Annotated in this window: 22 protein-coding genes; 10 read left to right on the forward strand and 12 right to left on the reverse strand. The window is 65.4% G+C overall.

Features of this window, described 5'->3' with window-relative positions; translation table 11 throughout:
- Position 1: 1 nt before the first annotated feature.
- Both VJ109_RS03895 and VJ109_RS03900 read right to left on the reverse strand, forming a co-directional pair.
- Positions 2-916 carry a cation diffusion facilitator family transporter gene (locus tag VJ109_RS03895; RefSeq protein ID WP_324759163.1) on the reverse strand — a complete coding sequence of 305 codons (915 nt, stop codon included), beginning with the start codon at positions 914-916 and terminating at the stop codon, positions 2-4.
- A 124-nt stretch (positions 917-1,040) separates the two neighbouring features.
- Entirely contained in the window at positions 1,041-1,580 is a 540-nt protein-coding gene (locus tag VJ109_RS03900) for an HIT family protein (RefSeq protein ID WP_324759165.1), read from the reverse strand.
- 240 nt (positions 1,581-1,820) lie between these two features.
- Between VJ109_RS03900 and VJ109_RS03905 the strand changes: the two genes are divergently transcribed.
- Positions 1,821-2,018 carry a DUF7835 family putative zinc beta-ribbon protein gene (locus tag VJ109_RS03905; RefSeq protein ID WP_324759166.1) on the forward strand — a complete coding sequence of 66 codons (198 nt, stop codon included), beginning with the start codon at positions 1,821-1,823 and terminating at the stop codon, positions 2,016-2,018.
- Here VJ109_RS03905 and map read toward each other — a convergent pair whose 3' ends face one another.
- From map to VJ109_RS03920, 3 genes are read right to left on the reverse strand one after another with little or no spacing between them, the layout of a single operon-like run.
- Positions 2,019-2,915, reverse strand: a complete 897-nt coding sequence (gene map / locus VJ109_RS03910; RefSeq protein WP_324759167.1) for a type II methionyl aminopeptidase — start codon at positions 2,913-2,915, stop codon at positions 2,019-2,021. It abuts the gene before it with no gap.
- Between the two features lie 44 nt (positions 2,916-2,959).
- Complete coding sequence (locus tag VJ109_RS03915) at positions 2,960-3,277, reverse strand: hypothetical protein (protein WP_324759169.1); 318 nt, start codon at positions 3,275-3,277, stop codon at positions 2,960-2,962.
- A 33-nt stretch (positions 3,278-3,310) separates the two neighbouring features.
- Positions 3,311-4,162: an isoaspartyl peptidase/L-asparaginase gene (locus VJ109_RS03920; protein ID WP_324759171.1), complete on the reverse strand. Its 852-nt coding sequence runs from the start codon at positions 4,160-4,162 to the stop codon at positions 3,311-3,313.
- Here VJ109_RS03920 and VJ109_RS03925 point away from each other — a divergent pair.
- The 5 genes from VJ109_RS03925 to VJ109_RS03945 all read left to right on the forward strand — a co-directional run bounded on the left by VJ109_RS03925 (position 4,161) and on the right by VJ109_RS03945 (position 7,298).
- A complete protein-coding gene (locus tag VJ109_RS03925; protein WP_324759173.1) occupies positions 4,161-4,358 on the forward strand; it encodes a hypothetical protein in 198 nt (65 codons plus the stop codon). The two genes, VJ109_RS03920 and VJ109_RS03925, sit on opposite strands and share 2 nt — an antisense overlap.
- A 38-nt stretch (positions 4,359-4,396) precedes the next feature.
- A complete protein-coding gene (locus VJ109_RS03930; RefSeq protein WP_324759174.1) occupies positions 4,397-4,783 on the forward strand; it encodes a hypothetical protein in 387 nt (128 codons plus the stop codon).
- Between the two features lie 25 nt (positions 4,784-4,808).
- The gene (locus VJ109_RS03935) at positions 4,809-5,390 is read left to right on the forward strand and encodes an NfeD family protein (RefSeq protein ID WP_324759176.1); all 582 of its coding nucleotides are present in this window, start codon (positions 4,809-4,811) and stop codon (positions 5,388-5,390) included.
- A 65-nt stretch (positions 5,391-5,455) separates the two neighbouring features.
- Positions 5,456-6,634 carry an SPFH domain-containing protein gene (locus VJ109_RS03940; RefSeq protein ID WP_324759178.1) on the forward strand — a complete coding sequence of 393 codons (1,179 nt, stop codon included), beginning with the start codon at positions 5,456-5,458 and terminating at the stop codon, positions 6,632-6,634.
- Positions 6,635-6,683: 49 nt separating this feature from the next.
- Complete coding sequence (locus VJ109_RS03945; RefSeq protein ID WP_324759180.1) at positions 6,684-7,298, forward strand: winged helix-turn-helix transcriptional regulator; 615 nt, start codon at positions 6,684-6,686, stop codon at positions 7,296-7,298.
- A 64-nt stretch (positions 7,299-7,362) separates the two neighbouring features.
- On the opposite strand, the gene VJ109_RS03950 is transcribed toward VJ109_RS03945, so the two are convergent.
- The 3 genes from VJ109_RS03950 to VJ109_RS03960 form a co-directional block, all read right to left on the reverse strand.
- Positions 7,363-8,634 carry a transposase gene (locus VJ109_RS03950; protein ID WP_324759182.1) on the reverse strand — a complete coding sequence of 424 codons (1,272 nt, stop codon included), beginning with the start codon at positions 8,632-8,634 and terminating at the stop codon, positions 7,363-7,365.
- Position 8,635: 1 nt separating this feature from the next.
- Complete coding sequence (tnpA, locus tag VJ109_RS03955) at positions 8,636-9,028, reverse strand: IS200/IS605 family transposase (protein WP_324759184.1); 393 nt, start codon at positions 9,026-9,028, stop codon at positions 8,636-8,638.
- A 216-nt stretch (positions 9,029-9,244) separates the two neighbouring features.
- The gene (locus VJ109_RS03960; RefSeq protein ID WP_276180175.1) at positions 9,245-9,487 is read right to left on the reverse strand and encodes a DUF7123 family protein; all 243 of its coding nucleotides are present in this window, start codon (positions 9,485-9,487) and stop codon (positions 9,245-9,247) included.
- A gap of 215 nt (positions 9,488-9,702) precedes the next feature.
- On the opposite strand from VJ109_RS03960, the gene VJ109_RS03965 reads away from it, so the two are divergent.
- Positions 9,703-10,104: a TRAM domain-containing protein gene (locus VJ109_RS03965; RefSeq protein ID WP_276180173.1), complete on the forward strand. Its 402-nt coding sequence runs from the start codon at positions 9,703-9,705 to the stop codon at positions 10,102-10,104.
- Between the two features lie 19 nt (positions 10,105-10,123).
- Here VJ109_RS03965 and VJ109_RS03970 read toward each other — a convergent pair whose 3' ends face one another.
- Genes VJ109_RS03970 through VJ109_RS03980 form a run of 3 tightly spaced genes read right to left on the reverse strand, consistent with a single transcriptional unit; the run spans position 10,124 to position 11,915 of the window.
- Positions 10,124-10,816, reverse strand: coding sequence for a YkgJ family cysteine cluster protein (locus tag VJ109_RS03970; protein WP_324759187.1), 693 nt, complete (start codon positions 10,814-10,816; stop codon positions 10,124-10,126).
- Positions 10,817-10,865: 49 nt separating this feature from the next.
- Positions 10,866-11,630 (reverse strand): MBL fold metallo-hydrolase, encoded by a 765-nt coding sequence (locus VJ109_RS03975; RefSeq protein ID WP_324759189.1) that lies wholly within the window; start codon positions 11,628-11,630, stop codon positions 10,866-10,868.
- Between the two features lie 15 nt (positions 11,631-11,645).
- Positions 11,646-11,915 (reverse strand): MarR family transcriptional regulator, encoded by a 270-nt coding sequence (locus VJ109_RS03980; protein ID WP_276180167.1) that lies wholly within the window; start codon positions 11,913-11,915, stop codon positions 11,646-11,648.
- A 169-nt stretch (positions 11,916-12,084) separates the two neighbouring features.
- Here VJ109_RS03980 and VJ109_RS03985 point away from each other — a divergent pair, with 169 nt between their 5' ends.
- Positions 12,085-12,789, forward strand: coding sequence for a class I SAM-dependent methyltransferase (locus VJ109_RS03985; RefSeq protein WP_324759192.1), 705 nt, complete (start codon positions 12,085-12,087; stop codon positions 12,787-12,789).
- Between the two features lie 75 nt (positions 12,790-12,864).
- On the forward strand, positions 12,865-13,767 hold the full coding sequence (locus VJ109_RS03990) for a glycosyltransferase family 2 protein (RefSeq protein ID WP_324759194.1): 903 nt from the start codon (positions 12,865-12,867) through the stop codon (positions 13,765-13,767).
- Here VJ109_RS03990 and VJ109_RS03995 read toward each other — a convergent pair.
- Positions 13,764-14,573: an amidohydrolase family protein gene (locus VJ109_RS03995; RefSeq protein WP_324760386.1), complete on the reverse strand. Its 810-nt coding sequence runs from the start codon at positions 14,571-14,573 to the stop codon at positions 13,764-13,766. The genes VJ109_RS03990 and VJ109_RS03995 overlap by 4 nt on opposite strands.
- Positions 14,574-14,737: 164 nt before the next feature.
- Here VJ109_RS03995 and thsA point away from each other — a divergent pair, with 164 nt between their 5' ends.
- A complete protein-coding gene (gene thsA, locus VJ109_RS04000) occupies positions 14,738-16,297 on the forward strand; it encodes a thermosome subunit alpha (protein ID WP_324760388.1) in 1,560 nt (519 codons plus the stop codon).
- The last annotated feature ends 336 nt before the right edge of the window (positions 16,298-16,633 follow it).

Genomic DNA, 16,633 nt, shown 5'->3' on the forward strand with positions numbered 1-16,633 from the left:
CTCACTCCAGATCGGCCAGCCGTTCGACTTCGTCGTCGGCCTTCCACTCGCCCAGTTCCTTCGGATCGACGTGGACGAACACGTCGTCGACTTCCGGAAGCTCCTGGACCGACTGGATGACTTCCGTCTCGATGTCGTGAGCCTCCCGTAGGGTGAGAGCACCCTCGACCTCGATGTGGAGGCTGACATCGATCTCGGGGCCGACGTAGTGAGCGATGACGTCGTGGGCGCCCTGGACCTGGGGGTGTGAGAGCGCGCGTTTGAGGATCTCCTTGCGGAGGTCCTCGGGCGGTGCGGCGCCGACGAGGTACGCGACGTTGTCCCGGACCACCTCGACCCCGGTATAGAGGATGCCGACGGCGACGACCAGTGCGGCCAGCGGGTCCGCGAGCGGGAACCCCAGTAACGCGCCGACGACACCGACCAACGCCGCGGCGGCGGTGAGGATGTCGTTTCGGTTGTCCGTCGCCGTCGCGACCAGTGCCGGCGAGTTGCGCTGGCGGCCGGCCGCCAGACAGTACCGGTAGAGCCCGTACTTGGCGACCGCGGAGAGGACCAGAACCGAGACGGCAGCCGGCCCCCTGGTGACGGTGACATCGCCGGACAGCAGGACCGAACCGGCCTGCCAGAGGACGACACCGCCGGCGAGGAAGATGCCGGCGGCGACGAACAGCGAGACGAACGGCTCGATCCGCTCGTGGCCGTGGGGGTGCTCGAAGTCGGGCGGCCGCGTCGTCAGATAGAGGCCGGCGACGATGACCAGCGAGTAGGCGGTGTCGGCGGCGCTATTGACGGCTTCGGACTGGACGGCGAAGCTCCCGGTCATCGCCCAGACGCCGCCTTTCAGCAGCATCAGCGCGAGGTTCACACCGAGGACCAGGAGCCCGACCCGCCGGAGCGTCGCGCGGCGTGACATCGAGCGTCCGTAGACGGCCCCCGGTCAAAGCCGCTTCGCCGTGCGGTCGGGCGAGAGTCGTGGCCCTTTCGAACGGCCAGGCATCTCGGGCAACACTATCGACAGGTCATCGCTGTCCGGGGGCCTACGCGAACCGAACAGCGCTGTCCGGTCCCGGCGTCTCGGCGCCGTCCTGCTGGGCGAACGCGTCGTGCAACCGGTCGTAGGTGTCCGCGACCGCCTCGACGATCACCTTCGTGTCGCCGACGACCGGCATGAAGTTCGTATCACCGTCCCACCGCGGGACGACGTGTGTGTGGAGATGGTCGTCGATGGAACCCCCGGCCGCCGACCCACCGAGGTTCAGACCGGCGTTGAACGCGTCCGGTCCGAGCGCCGTCTCCAGTGCGTCGAAGGCCCGCTGTTTCAACCGGGCGTGGTCCAACAGCGTCGCCTCGTCCAGATCGCCGTACTCGCCGGTGTGATCGTGGGGAATGACCATCACGTGGCCCGGATTGTAGGGGTAGTTGTTCAGGAGGACGAACGACCGTTCGCTCCGGGCGACGACCCGGTTGTCCCGGTCGGCGTCGTCCTCCCGGAACGCACAGAAGACGCAGTCGATATCGGGGTTCGGCTCCTCGCGCTCGACCCATTCGATCCGCCACGGCGCGAACACCTGGTCCATGGCTCACAGTCCGTCCAGCGGACCTAAACGACTTCGAACGGAAGTCAGAACAGATACTTAAACCCATCGGCCGTTCAAGCCGTAAATCTGCGTAAAACCGGGCGCGAAACAGCGCGTGGAGCCCCGTCTCGGCGGTGCGCGTCGTCGGCGTGATCTCGTCGTTGTCGGGCGATAAACGGTCTGAACGGTGTGGAACTGAACTGTGTCTTTATGCGGTCTGTCATCCTCGCATCAGCTACGATGGCAACGACACCCCACGACGCCGATATGGCCGAGCCCTGTGCCGAATGCGGCCGTGAGACACCCCACGCCGTCAGCGTCGAGATCCTGACCGAGAGCGAAAAACCGGAGAACGCCGCGTTCTCTCGGGAGCCCTACCGGGTCAGCGAGTGTCAGGTCTGCGGGGCGACGACGAAGATCCGCATGAACAACGCCTGATTACCGAGACCGCGTCGTCACTTCACAGCCGTCTTCGGTGATGATGACGGTGTGTTCTTTCTGGCTGACGTAGTAGCCGTCCTGCTCTTTGAGCACGGGGTAGCCGTGGACGATGTCCTGTTGCTGGAGCCGTCGCAGCGCCATCTCGGCCCGCGAAGAGTCGAGCCACCGAGCGGCGAAGGGCAGCGTTCGGAACTCCTCAGAGATCTGATCGAGGACCTGTCGAGCCTGGCGGTTTCGGACGTTGCCCTCGCGTTCGAGCGCGAAGATCTCCTCGTCGGCCCCCTCCTGGACCTTGCCGCCGCCGTCGGTCGCGAACGGCTCGATGGCGACCACATCGCCGGTCGCTAAGACGGCGCCCTGCTGGACCTCCCGGTTCGGGATGTTCGGGGCCGTGTGCTGTTCCCAGTGGCCCAACCCGTGCCCGGTGAGGTTGACGACCGGGTTGAAGCCGTACCCCTCGATGACGTCCTCGACGGCCGCGCCGATCTCCCCGACGTCGACGCCGGGACCGGCGATGTCGAGGGCCGCGTCCAATGCTTCTTCCGAGGCCGCGGCCAGGTCGTCCTGGCCCGAGAGGTCGACGGTGACGGCAGTGTCGGCGAGCCAGCCGTCGACGTGGACGCCGATGTCCAGGTTGACCATCTCCTCGCCGAAGGTGGCGTCGTCGTCGCGCGAGGGGGTCGCGTGAGCGGCCTCCTCGTCGATCGAGATGTTGACCGGGAAGGCCGGTTCACCGCCGAGTTCCCGGATGCGGTCTTCGGCCCACTCGGCAAGTTCGAGGTGGCTGGCGCCGATCTCGACCCGTTCTGCGGCCTCGTCGCGTACCTGTGCGAGAATCTCTCCGGCCTCGCGGCACTTCTCGTACTGCTCGGCCTGGAGGTCCACGTCGCTCATGCCCAGTGGTTGTATGCTGTGGGTGAAAGCGTTTGTCGTTGGGCTCAGCCGACCGGCCGGAACCGCGAGAGAGCGCCGTACCCCGAGAGGACTGTGAGGGTGACGAGGACGACGGCACCGGCCACGAGCGCGAACACGTCCCGGGGAGCAGTGACGACCACGGGACTGCCAGTTACGGCGGTATAGCCGGCGACGAGTGTATCACTGCCTGCGAGGACGCCGCCACAGCCGACGGCGGTGGCACCACCGACCGCGACGGCGACCCGAGCCCAGGGCCGATCCCGGGCAGCCGCATCGCTCCCTGCGATCGCGGCCGCCAAGAGGGCAAACAGCGACGCGAGGGCAAGGAAGACGGGAGTCATGAACGGGAGTTGGCCGTAATCGGGTATAAACCTTCAGTCCGGCCCGGCGCGTGCCGTCTGCATCGCCTGTGTGTTGAACTCCGACCCGGCGTGCCCGGCCTGATCCATGACGATCACGCCGGCCCGACCGCCAGTCGCCTCGGCGAACTCGTCGATGGCCTCGTCCGCAGCCTGACGGGGGCCGTAGGTGTCCAGCAACTCGACGGCCCGTCGGGCGAGCCCGAACCTGGCGATCGCTTCGCCCTCGCCGGTCGCGCTCGCGCCGCCGTTCTCATCGGCGTAGAACCCCGCGCCCAGTTGTGGAACGTCTCCCACCCGACCGGCCAGCGCGAACCACCGCCCGGCCGTCGAGGTGGCCGCCGCCAGCCGATCGCCGTCGGTGGCGACCGCGCCCACGGTGTCGTGCCCGCCGAACCGATCCCGGACCCACTGGAGGTGGGCCTCGCCCAGTTGCGCCGGCGGGTCGGCCCCCTCCCAGCGCCGCCGTGTCCCGTCGGTCCAGAGGTCGACCCCGGTGTCGATCCCACACGTGGCCGCGAGGTCGACGGCCTGCTGACCGGCCACCAGGAGGTGGGGCGTCTCCGTGGCGACGGCGTGAGCGACATCGACAGCGTGGGCGACACCGGGCATCGAGCAGGCCGCGCCGGCAGTCCCGTCGGCGGTCATCAGGCCGGCGTCCGTCCGAACCACCCCGTCGCTCTGGACGGCCCCACCGACGCCGGCGTTGAACGACGGAGCGCGTTCTAACGGGCGAACCGCCGCACGGACGGCCTCGGTCGGTGTCGCCGCGTCGCTGGCGACCGTCGAAGCCTCACTGAGCGTCTCGTGGCGATCAGTCGGCTGCTCGGGGACACTCCCGGCCCCGCCGTGGACGATCACGTGCATGTGCCGACATCAGACGCCAGCCCGAAAGGGGCTTGCACCAGCGCCCGCGACCAGCCTGGACCGCAACACCGATAGAGAAGCCGTCACCCTCCGTACTGGCCCAGTCGACGGTGTCCGCCCCGGATTCGTGGTGGCCGACGACCACGGCGGCGCACGGTTCGTCTTCGACGGCGTCGAAACGGCCGACGGATCGTAGTCACAAGCCCTTTTGTAGGCTCGCCGACTATCGGTAGTATGGACGACGGCGACGCGCCGGAGGAGAGACGGGCCACCGACGAGAGCAAACGGTTCGTCGACGAGTACGAGAACGCCACCGAGGCCGATGTCATCACGGTGGACGAGCCCGCCGGTGACGACCCGGTCGAAGGGGACGACCCCTACGAGGACGGCAGCGAAGTCGGAACCTTCTCGCCCGACATCGAGGTGACACCCGGACGCCCCCGAGTGGAGAGTGTCGTCTTCGTCGCGCTCGGCGTCTACATCGGTCTGTTGGCCGTCGGTGGGATGTTCGCCGGGCCGGCCCTGTCCTCGCCGACCGTTCTCGGTGGAATGACCGCCGCGGTCGCCGTCGGGGCAGCAGTACTGTACGGGCTGTTCGTTCGTCTCGACCCGGACACTTAATCCTGCGCCGCCCCTAGCGGCTGCTATGGTAGGCTCGCTGGCTGTCCCTGTCTTCGCCCCTGCCCAGGTCGACCCACTGTTCGGGCTGTCCCTCTCGGTACTGCTGTTTCTCGCCGGGGCCGGTCTCATCGTCGGGGAGGCATTGGCACCGGGGACACACTTCTTCGTGCTCGGCGTCGCGCTCCTGACCGCCGGGTTGGTCGGCCTGTTCATCCCTGCGAGCCTGGGCATCCTCGCACCAGTCATCCTCACTGTCGTCGTCCTGGCGACGACGGCAGTGACGCTGTGGGGGTACCGGAAGCTGGATTTCGCTGCGCCGGGCCGCGGGCAGACGCTCAGTTCCGATTCGCTGAAAGGCCAGTTCGGCGTCGTCACCGAACGGGTCACGAAATCCGAGGGCCAGGTCAAACTCGAAGACGGCGGCTTCAACCCGTACTATCAGGCCCGCAGCATCGACGGAACCATCGAGGAAGGCGAGGAAGTGTTGGTCGTCGATCCCGGCGGCGGGAACGTCCTCAAGGTCGAGCGGGTCGCGGCGGCCGGCGACGACATCGACCGCGCGCTCGAACGGGATCGGGAGCGGTCGACCGAGTCGGAGAAAGCGTGACAGACGTGAGTGTGTGACACAGACACCGAAGGCTTTTCTTCGCGGGAGACGGAGTTCGAGGCGTTATGCTCCCCGCGCTAGTACCGCTGCAAATTCTCGGCGGCGTCATCGGGTTCGTCGCCGTGGTGTTCCTGCTCATCGCTATCGCGCTGGTGTACTCCAGCGTCGTGATCATCAGGCCGTACCAGAAAGGTGCCTACACGGTCCTGGGTACCTATCGGGGCGTCCTCGATCAGGGGATTCACTTCATCTACCCCTTCGTCTCGGACGTGACGCGGTTCGATATGCGTACCCAGACGCTCGACGTGCCACGGCAAGAGGCGATCACTCGTGACAACTCGCCGGTGACCGCCGACGCCGTCGTCTACATCAAGGTGATGGACCCGAAGAAGGCGTTCCTCGAAGTCGACAACTACGAGCGTGCCGTCTCCAACCTCGCCCAGACGACCCTCCGCGCTGTGCTGGGTGACATGGAACTGGACGACACGCTCAACAAGCGCGGCGAGATCAACGCCCGCATCCGCAAGGAACTCGACGAACCCACCGACGAGTGGGGCGTCCGCGTCGAGAGCGTCGAGGTCCGCGAGGTCAACCCCTCCAAGGACGTCCAGCAGGCCATGGAACAGCAGACCTCCGCCGAGCGGAAACGCCGTGCCATGATCCTGGAAGCCCAGGGTGAACGGCGCTCTGCCATCGAGACCGCGGAAGGTGACAAGCAGTCCAACATCATCCGTGCCCAGGGTGAGAAACAGAGCCAGATCCTGGAAGCCCAGGGTGACGCCATCTCGACGGTCCTGCGTGCGAAATCCGCCGAATCGATGGGCGAACGTGCCGTCATCGACAAGGGGATGGAGACGTTGGCCGAGATCGGCCAGGGCGAGTCGACGAAGTTCATCCTCCCGCAGGAACTCACGTCGCTGGTCGGCCGGTACGGCAAGCACCTCCAGGGGTCGGACGTCAAGGAGAACGGCCACGCGCTGGAAGCCCTCGACTTCGACGACGAGACCCGCGAGATGCTCGGCCTGGACGATATCGAGGAGATCCTCGGCCAGATCGACGAGGAAGCACAGGTCGATGTCGAAGCGATGGAAGAGGAAGCCCAGAAGATCAAACACGGCGAGGACTCCGGCGTCGACAGCGCCGACGACGTCATCGAAGAGATGGACGCCGAGATCGACAACGATCCCAGCAAGACCGACGTCGCCGGCGGTCCCGACGACGACGGCAGCGACGCACCGAACTGACAGTAGCCGAAGCCTTTTTACAGCAGAATCGCCTCCCTCGATATAGATTATGGGTCGGGACGGGGATGTCGACGAGGACAAGCGGGATACGCTGCGTCGCTTTGCCGCCCTCGGTGCAGCGAGCCCGTTTGCCCGGTTCGGCGAGGACAACGGGGGCAGCGACAGCGACGCTCCCGGAGCCATCGCCGGCTACGTCTCGGCCCATCCCGGAACGCACTTTTCGAAGCTCCGTGACGACCTCAAACTCGGAACGGGTGAGACACAGCACCACCTCCACCGCCTGGAAAACGAGAACGTCGTCACCTCTCGAAAGGACGGGGACTACCGCCGATATTTCCCGGCCGAGCAGTTCTCCGAGACCGAACAGGTGGTCCTGGGGTTCCTCCGGCGCGAGACCGCCCGAGGGATGCTCGTGACGCTGCTTCGAACCCCGGAGGTGACGGCCGCGGAACTGGCCGACGAACTGGGTGTCTCACGGCCGACTGTCAGTAACTACGCCGGCGATCTGGAGGCTGCCGGCCTGCTCTCGCGGACCGACGGCTACGCGATCACGAACCCGGAGACGGTGTTGACGCTGCTGGTCCGCTACGCGGACTCCTTCGGTGACGACGCCGCCGCGCTGGCGAGCGAGGCGGACTCGCTGGTTCGGTACGATCCCGAGTAAAGAGACGGTTCGGTGACATCCTCCGCGCCGTAAACGGCGCGGCTTCCCGGCATGGGAATACCAGTTACGTTTCGCTGTCGCTGGTAGAGGGTTCCGACCCGTGGAAAGTCGAGGGAGTCATCTGCGAGGGTTTCTCGCTCGTCTCTCGGTGGGTCGTGGCGCTGTCACAGGCGCTCCCATCCCATGAGATGTCATCGTCCGCCGGTTTCAGCGGCAGGCTCTCACCCCACGGGTCGTGGCGGTCAGCGATGTTGACCGCCGCGTTGATGTCTGCGTGGTACTCCGATACCCAACACTCGTCGTTCTGGCACCGGAACTCGTCGCCGTTCCGGTGCCCGATGTGGCCGCACTCGTGACACGTCTGACTCGTGTACTCCGGTCGGACGTATTCGACCGGAAGCCCGGCCTCTCGTGCTTTGTCCTCGATGCGCTGTTGAAGCCGAGCGAACGCCCATGCGTGGAGCCGTCGGTTCATCCACTCGCCGTAATCGAGGTCGTCGCGGATGTCCGAGAGGTCTTCCAGCACGAGGACTGGCTTCTCAAATTGTTGGGCGTACTCGACGGCACGTCGAGACGCCTTCTCGATGATGTCTGTGAGTGCGTTCTGGTAGTGATCGAATCGCTCGTCAATCCGCCACTGGGCGGCGTCACGCTCTTGGAGCCGCTTGAGCGTCGTGAACATCTCTTTGCGAAGGTGACGAGCGCGACCACCGTTGATGAGTAGTGGGTCGGTCGGAGCACCCTGCTCACAGGCACAGCCCGCGAGCAGGTGTGCTTCGCCAATGTCGAAGCCGACTGGTGTTACATCGTTGTCCGTCGGTTCGTAGTCCGGTTCTTCGACCGAGAACTCGACGGTGACGTGGAGCGTCCACGACCTGCGGTGGCGTTGCAGTCGGAGCTGTCCCGCCGAAGCGTCACCATTGAGGAGGTCGTGCCACAGACCTTCTTGTTCGGGGTTGATACGAAGCGGTATCCAGAAATTCGTCCCGCGACCGGGTTGTGGTGCCCACCATGTGAACTCGTAGTCACGCGCCGCCGAGTGGTCGAACTCGGCGGCTTGGTTGGTGAGGCGAACCGGGTGGTCGTCGTCTAACTCCTGTGCGTCGTAGGTGTCGTGCAGTTGTGGGACGTAGTTGCACAGGGCCGCTTTCGCCTGATACGGTAGGTCGTAGGGCGTCACCACGTCGCTGGTTGCGCTCATCGTGTCACATCCGGCGTCGAACGCCTCATGTAGCCCCTCACGGTAGGTGTCGAGTAGGTCACACAGTTTCCGCTTTTTGTGTGCTGTCGGCGAGGCAAGCGTGGCCTCCAGCGTTTTCGTGGTTGTTGTGGTCATGCTACTGGTCGTCCACGTAGTCCATCAGCACGTCAATGCTCACTTGGCCGGTCGTGGCGAGGAAGTATCCCGGTTGCCAGAACGCATCTTCGAGCGTCTGTGTCACTTCGGGAAACTCCGACCGAATCCGGCGGGATGTGACACCTTTGAGCGAGTTAATGAACTTCGTGAGGTCTGTGGTTGGTTTGGTCCGAAAGAGGATGTGAACGTGGTCGGTTCCGCCGTCCACGTTCTTGATGTCGGCCTCGAAGTCATCTGCAATGTCGTGGGCGATTTCAGCGACACGCTCCAGTCGCTCACCCGTGAGAATGTCGGCACGGTACTTGGTGACAGTCACGAAGTGATACTGGAGCGCGTACACTGTGTGCGACCCGGTTTGCAGATGATACTCCATTTGGCCGTGCCAAATATGAGACACCCAAACTAAATAACTCTTGTGAGGTGAGGTCTTCAGCAGGGAGAAACTGAGTGGTTCGTTGCACAGAGCTTACGCGATTCACTCCCGCCCTGTTCGTTCCTCGGTTCCGACTGAGCGTCGGAACACTCGTTACTCACGGGAAGGGCGGGATTCTCTCGCTGAATCAAGATAGCGGTGTTCTCGGCGGGGGAGCTACGCTTCGACCATCCACGTCGTCGACGAGGAGTAGCCCCACTTCTCGACGTCGATCGTGGTGGCGCTGTTGGCGATGGCAGTCATGTTTGCCCCGACTTCCTTGGCGGACATCTCCAGTTCGTCGCCGATGAGTCGCGACTTGAAGTAGGTCTGGCTGTCGGCGTTGGCTTCGAGGTACTCCAGGATTCGACGCTGCTTGTCCGAGAGTGGGGCATCGGTCGCCTGTGCGGTCGCGCTCATTGGTACACTACAGGGTAACAGCGACACCCCCTTAGGGGGTTTGGTACAGTCGGTTAACGCCGCGCAGTCATGCGGTTTTCCCGTTTCAGGTTGTGGAATCGAGACCGCCACAGCGGGCTTACACCGCCGGTTGGTACAGGGGGAAAACAGCCGCTGAACCGTCCGGCAGTTCTATGGTGATGGGCCAACAGTAGCGCAAACGGAGGTCTACTACATTGGAAATCTCGGAGAAACTCCTGTGTCTGTTCAGTGCGGACGTGACCGACGAAGGTGACCGATACGTCGTGGAGGTCCCGCGCCGGGAGATCGAAACTGGCGCGGTCGAGGCCGGTGGTACCTATCGCGTCGCACTCATCTCCGCCGACGACGAGAGCGCAGACAGCGAGGGAGCAGCGAGCGAGACGCCCCCCGACCAGCCACAGCCGCCCGTCGAGCCCGGTGAGACACGATACGTCGAAATCGAAGACATCGGCAAGCAGGGCGACGGGATCGCCCGTGTCGAGCGGGGGTACGTCATCATCGTCCCCGGCGCCGAGATCGACGAACGGGTGAAAATCGAAGTGACGGAAGTGAAATCGAACTTCGCGGTCGGCGAGATCATCGACGAGAACGTCTAGGGCACAGGATCGGCCGGACTCACTCTCTGTGGGTCCCGTCGGGGCGCTTTTGCCCCTCTGAGTCGTGGACGACGACCTCGCCGGTCCCCGTCTCGACCGGCTGGTACTGCTCGCGGACGCCGATCGCTTCTTCGAGTTCACGGACTGCCCGCTCTTTGAGCGCCGCCGCCAGTTCCTCGGCGTCCTCTCGGTCGATCTCCCGGCCCAGTCCCTCACACTCGTGGGCGCGGACCATCCCCGCCTCGTCAACCGCATCGCCCATCGGCTGTGTCGTCCCGCCAAGTGCGACGCTGAACGGGTAGGTCCGACAGATGAGCGGCCGGTCCTCGTGGACCGTACAGGCGCCGGTACCGTCGGTCTCCTCGTAGAACGTACAGTCGCCACAGTCGTCGGTCTGGAGCGCCCACTCGAACGTCTCGCCCTCGGGGCCGTCCGGGCCATCGGTGAGCCCGTAGGGCATCGGCCGGGCCACGTCCCGGAAGTCGTAGTCGGTATCGCCCGACGCCTGGAGCCGGCGGATCTCGTCGGGAAAGACCGTCGCCGTGTGCGGATCGTCGGTGGCTCCGGATTCGTCCTCGCTGCCACAACCGGCATCGGCCGTACAGCAGGCCCCACAGCGCGTACACTCGAACCCGATCGATTCGATGGCGTCGGCCAGGTCGGCCACGTCGAGCTCCCGGGCACGGTCGAGTTCGGATTCGAGCGATTCCATACGCAGTTGTTCGTCCGAGCGGACAAAAGGTGCGTGTCACGGACCGCCCTCAAGCGGGCACCACACGCTCGCCGTCCCAGGCGAGCGCGCCTTCGACCGCGAGTTTCTCCAGATGGGCACGGACCGTCGCGCGGGCGAGATCCCGGACGCCGGAGAGATCCTTCTCGTAGGCAGCGTCGAGGATCTCGTCGAGAGTGGCCGCGCCGTCGACGACCGCCGCCCGGACGCGCCGCTCGCGGTCGAGACGGTGGGCGAGCAGGCGTCGACACGTCTGCTCGGGGTCGTCGATACGGGGGCCATGGCCCGGAAGCAAGCGGTCGGGAGAGCGAGCGACCAGCCGCCGCAACGAGGTCAGGTACGCCCGCATGTCGCCCTCGGGCGCGCCGACGACGACGCTGCCGGCGGCGACGGCGAGATCTCCCGAAACAATCGCGTCGTCAACCTCGAACGCGACGTGTTCCGGTGCGTGGCCGGGTGTATCGAGCACCCTCACCGCGCCCTCGCGGGTGAGGATAGTCTCTCCCTCCCTAAACGTCCGATCCGGCGCGACGCCGGTCGCTTGCTCGAAGGCAGCCGTCCGGCCCGCGCGAGCCCAGACGGTCGCCCCTGTCTCGGCCGCGTAGTCGGCGACGCCGCCGACGTGGTCGGGGTGGTGGTGTGTGACCGCGATGTGTTCGACCCTGGACGTGAGAGCGTCGAGCGTGTCGCTCCCGGCAGCGGGGTCGATCAGGAGCGACTGCCCGACCAGATACGCCGCCGTTTGGCCGGTCGGTGCGCGCGTCGCCACGGGAACGTCGACCCGCGTCCAGTCCATGCCCGGACGCGTCGGTCAGGTCGACAAAAAGTACACCTGTTTGCGCGCGTCGGTGAAGCTATACCGGGATTCGACGAGTCCGGAATCCTCCAGCCGGTTCAGCGCGTACCGGACGGTGCGGTCGGGGAGCAACGAAGCGTCTGCCAGTTGTCCCTGCGAGAGCGGCGCCTCGTCTTCGAGCACCTTCGCGACGAGTTTCGCACTCGGCGGCAGGTCACGGAGCCGCTCGCGAAACTCCTCGGTCGCGAAGGGAGTTGCCAGCGTTTCATCGGAAATCGTGCTCATACTGGACAGAGGTACAAACATCCTCGTAAAAGTTGGCTACATGTGTGACCAAACAATACAGAGAGTATTGACTGTATAATGTTACCTTATATGCGCGTTCCCTGCAACGGTTTCTCACCGACTATCGATTCCAGTATCGTTTTATTCTCCCAGTGGGGAGGTTCCAAGCGTGAAAGGGCAGGAGTGGTACCAGGCCGACAACGTGGCCGAGGAGTACGACGACAAGCGCTTCTCCCGCGGTGGCCGGCTCATCGACCGCCGCGAAAAACAGGCCGTCCTCGACGCGCTCGGACCGGTCGACGACCGGAGTATCCTCGAAGTCGCCTGTGGTACCGGACGCTTTACCGTCATGCTCGCCGAGCGCGGCGCCGACATCGTCGGACTGGATATCTCCGGCCCGATGCTCCAACAGGGTCGGCAGAAGGCCGCTGCGGCCGACGTCGACGACCACGTGGAGTTCATGCGCGGCGACGCTGCCCGCCTGCCGTTCCCCGACAACCACTTCGATGCAGTGCTGGCGATGCGGTTTTTCCACCTGGCGGATACGCCTGCGGCGTTCCTCGCTGAGATGCGGCGAGTCGCCAAAGAACAGGTCGTCTTCGACACGTTCAATCGGTTCTCGACGCGGTCGACGTACAACTGGGCGCTCCCGATGGGCTCGCGGCTCTACTCCCGGTGGGAGGTCGACCGGCTACTCGACGGCGCGGGGCTCGAACTGACCGAGGCGACCCACGATTGGGTCCTCCCCTACGGGTTCTATCGAAAGATCCCGAACGAACTCGCTGCCTCCTTCCGCTCGATCGACACCGTCATCGGCGGGACGCCCCTGGGCAAGAAAATCGCGTCGGTCTCCTACTGGAACACCCACGTCTAGGCCGTGGACACGGCCGATCGACACGACATCTCTGCGCCGCGGGGTTTATGCGGTTCCGGGGAACTACCGGATACCATGGAGCTATCGGTGGTGGTCCCGACGCTGAACGGCCGGGAGGAACTCGCCGGCTGTCTGGACGCACTCGCCGAGTACGTCCCCGACGCGGAGGTGATCGTCGTCAACGGACCTTCTGCCGACGGGACGACGGGGATGGTCAGAGACCGCGACGATGTCTCGGTGCTGGTCGAGATCGCCGATCGGTCGGTCAATACGGCACGCAACGCCGGCCTCGACAGGGTTACCGGTGAGGCCGTCGCACTGGTCGATCAGACCCTCTCGGTGAGTGAGGGGTGGGCCGACGCGGTCCGGGCCGGACTCAGCGCCGGCTCGGTCGTCACCGGCCCGACCCACGAACGTCTCATGGCTGGGCTGACGACCGACAGCGAGGAGAGACGGACGATCGCTGGCCGGCAGGTGACGTATTTCAACCCCGGAAACGTCGCCTTCCGGCGGGAAGTCTTGGAGGCACTGGACGGTTTCGACGAGTCCGTGGATATCGGCGGTGCCCGGGACCTGGCACACCGGCTGTCCGGGACGGGTCACGAGGTCATCTGGGATACCTCGATGACCGCCAGCCGGGAGTTCGAGTCCGACGGCGGGATGCTCGCGACCGACTGGGGCAACAAGTACCGGTCGCTCGCGTATCGGCTGGTGAAAAACTACGGGCTCCGCCCGACGGTCATCCGGCGGATCGTCAGCCACGCGGGCCGGGACGGCGCCGACGCGTTACGGGGCGTCCTCAGAAACGAGACGACCCTCTCGGAGTGGGTAGGGACCGGGCGATCGGTCGTCCGCGGTATCGCCAGCGGGACGAAAGACGGCCTCATCGCGTCGGTCAGGGACAGAACCGACCGTCGCAACCCCAACGGGCGGTCGGTGCGAGCCGACCGTGCGGTGACCGTCTACGACTGGCGCTAGAGCGCCAGCGGATCGAAGACCCGTCCCGGATTGTTCGAGAACGCTTTCTTCATCGCGTCTTCCGGGATATCCAGCGTCAGGATCTCCATCACGGCAACGTTGGGGTGGGCGTCGGGCGCGCCACTGCCGAAACAGACCCGGTCCGGGTGTTCGCGGATCGCCCGCTCTAGCGGGTCGCGATAGCGGACGAGACTCGTGTCGAGATAGAGATCGTCGTAGCTGTCCAGTAGGTCGATCGCCTCGGCCATCAGGTCCCTGCGAAGCGGGTGGGCACCGAAATGCGAGAGGACGACCGGGAACCTCCCCTCAAGCAACGATTCGGCGACCGCTGACGGGGGGAACCGTTCACCGCCGTGGACCAGAACCGGTTGGGAAACCGTCGATAGTTCCGCCAGCACTGCGGAGTCAGGCAACCCGTCTTCGGCCGGATCGAGCACGAACCCACAGAACCGCTCGTCGTAGGCGAACTGCTCGATATCCTCGGGAGAGACGTGGTCGGGACCGCGACTGCTCGCGAAGTTCCGCAGCGCCGCGGTCGGACCGTCCCCGACCTCCCGAACGCCGTTCAGTCGAGCGAGTGCGACCAACGGGCGCCCGACGGTCGTCCGGGCGACGGCATTGTTCGCCTTCAGATAACTCCCCTCGCGCGTGTTCGGATGGACGAGCGCTCTCGTGATCCCGGCCTGACGCATCTCGCGCTCGAACTGCTCGGCACCGCCGATTCCGGGCCGTGGCCGGCGTCCTTCCTCGGGTTCGATCTGGCCCGCGACGTCGACGATCCGGAACCCGTGCTCCAGTTCGAGCATCACCGAACGGTACGTCCACCACTGCATTAAACCACCGGCGAACCGGGGCTGTGGGACCGCCGTCGTCCACGGATACGAGGGGAACCCTGTTCGGAAGTTTTATATAGAACCGCTTGCGATGTTTTAGGTGAGGAAACCCACATATGTCATCTGGCCAGCGACGCATGGGCGGCCAGCCCCTCTTCATTCTCGACGAGGACGCCCAGCGCACACACGGAAAGGACGCACAGTCATCGAACATCTCCGCCGGAAAGGCCGTCAGCGAGTCGGTACGTACCACGCTCGGTCCGCGTGGGATGGACAAGATGCTCGTCTCCGACGACGGGGATGTCGTCATCACCAACGACGGCGCAACCATCCTCTCGGAGATGGACATCGAACATCCCGCGGCACAGATGATCGTCGAAGTCGCCCAGACCCAGGAGGACGAGGTCGGTGACGGGACGACGACGGCGTCTGTCCTCGCCGGCGAACTGCTGGCGAAAGCCGAGGACCTGCTGGACGACGATGTCCACCCGACGACGATCGTCGAAGGGTACCACGCCGCGGCCCAACTGGCCCAGGCGTCCATCGAGGAGAACGTCCTCGACGTCGACCTGGACGACGACACGCTCGTCGAGGTCGCCGAGTCCTCGATGACCGGCAAAGGCACCGGCGACGTCGAAGCGGGTCGCCTGGCCGAGGTCGTCGTCGACGCGGTCCGCCACGCCAAGACCGACACCGGCGTCGTCCGTGACAACATCGAGATCTACACCCAGACCGGTGCGGCCTCCTCGGCGACGGAACTCGTCGAAGGCGTCATCATCGACGAGACGCCCGTCCACGACAACATGCCTACCTCCGTCGAGGACGCGGAGATCGCCGTCGTCGACGCCGAACTCGGCGTCAAAGAGAGCAACATCGACGCCAGCTACAACGTCACGAACGTCGACGAACTCAACGCCGCACTCGACGCCGAACAGGAGGAACTGCAAGGCTACGCCAAGGCAATCGTCGACAGTGGCGCCGACGTGGCGTTCGTCACCGACGACATCTCCGATCTCGTCGCGTCGACCCTGGCCAAGGAAGGCATCTTCGCCGCCGAGAACGTCGACTCCTCCACGGCGAAAGACATCGTCGAGACGACCGGCGCCAAGCGCGTCGGCTCCGTCGAGGACCTGACCGAGGAGGCCCTGGGTCACGCCGAGAGCGTCGCCGTCGAGAAACACGGCGACGACGAGGTGACGTTCATCCGCGGTGGCGCCGCCGCCGAGTCCGTCACCGTCTTCGCCCGCGGCTCCACCGACCACGTCGTCGACGAGATCGAGCGCGCGCTGAACGACGCGCTGGATGTCGTCGTCGCCGCACTCGACAAGGGCGGGGTCGTCCCCGGTGCCGGTGCGACCGAGATCGCGATCGCCGACGAGATCCGCAGCGAGGCGGCCTCCATCGAGGGTCGCAAGCAACTGGCCGTCGAAGCCTTCGCCGACGCCGTCGACGTCCTGCCCCGTACGCTCGCGGAGAACACCGGGCTGGACGCCATCGACGCGCTCGTCGACCTGCGCTCGGAACACGAGAGCGAGGGGATCGCAGGCATCATCAGCGAGGGTCAGACGGGCGTCGTCGGCGACCCCGTCGAGTACGGCATCCTCGACCCCGCCGCAGTCAAGCGGGAGGCCGTCGACTCCGCGACCGAGGCCGCGACGATGATCGTCCGTATCGACGACGTCATCTCCTCGTCGTAAGCCCACGGCGACACGTTCGACAAGCCACTTTTTTTGCGAGTCGACACCCCAACCGTAACGGCCGGTGAGTCGGCTAAACACAGCCAGTAGTGGATGCCGGAGCTGGCGGTCGGAAGAATCGGCGAAAACTGCTGGGAGATTCCGGGTTGCCCGCGAACGCGGGCGAGAAGATGGGACAGACACGAGTCGGCACTCGTGTATGCGGCGACGAACCGCGCCCACGGTAGACGCCGCCGCGCAGCCATGAACCGAACATGGACAGCTACAGCTCCTGACAGCCACCCCCCGTCGTCCTCCTTGCTCCGGGTCCAGCAAGCGGGAAGCCGGCGTCTCTCG

Source organism: Haloarcula montana, from assembly GCF_035666295.1.
GTDB lineage: Archaea > Halobacteriota > Halobacteria > Halobacteriales > Haloarculaceae > Haloarcula > Haloarcula montana.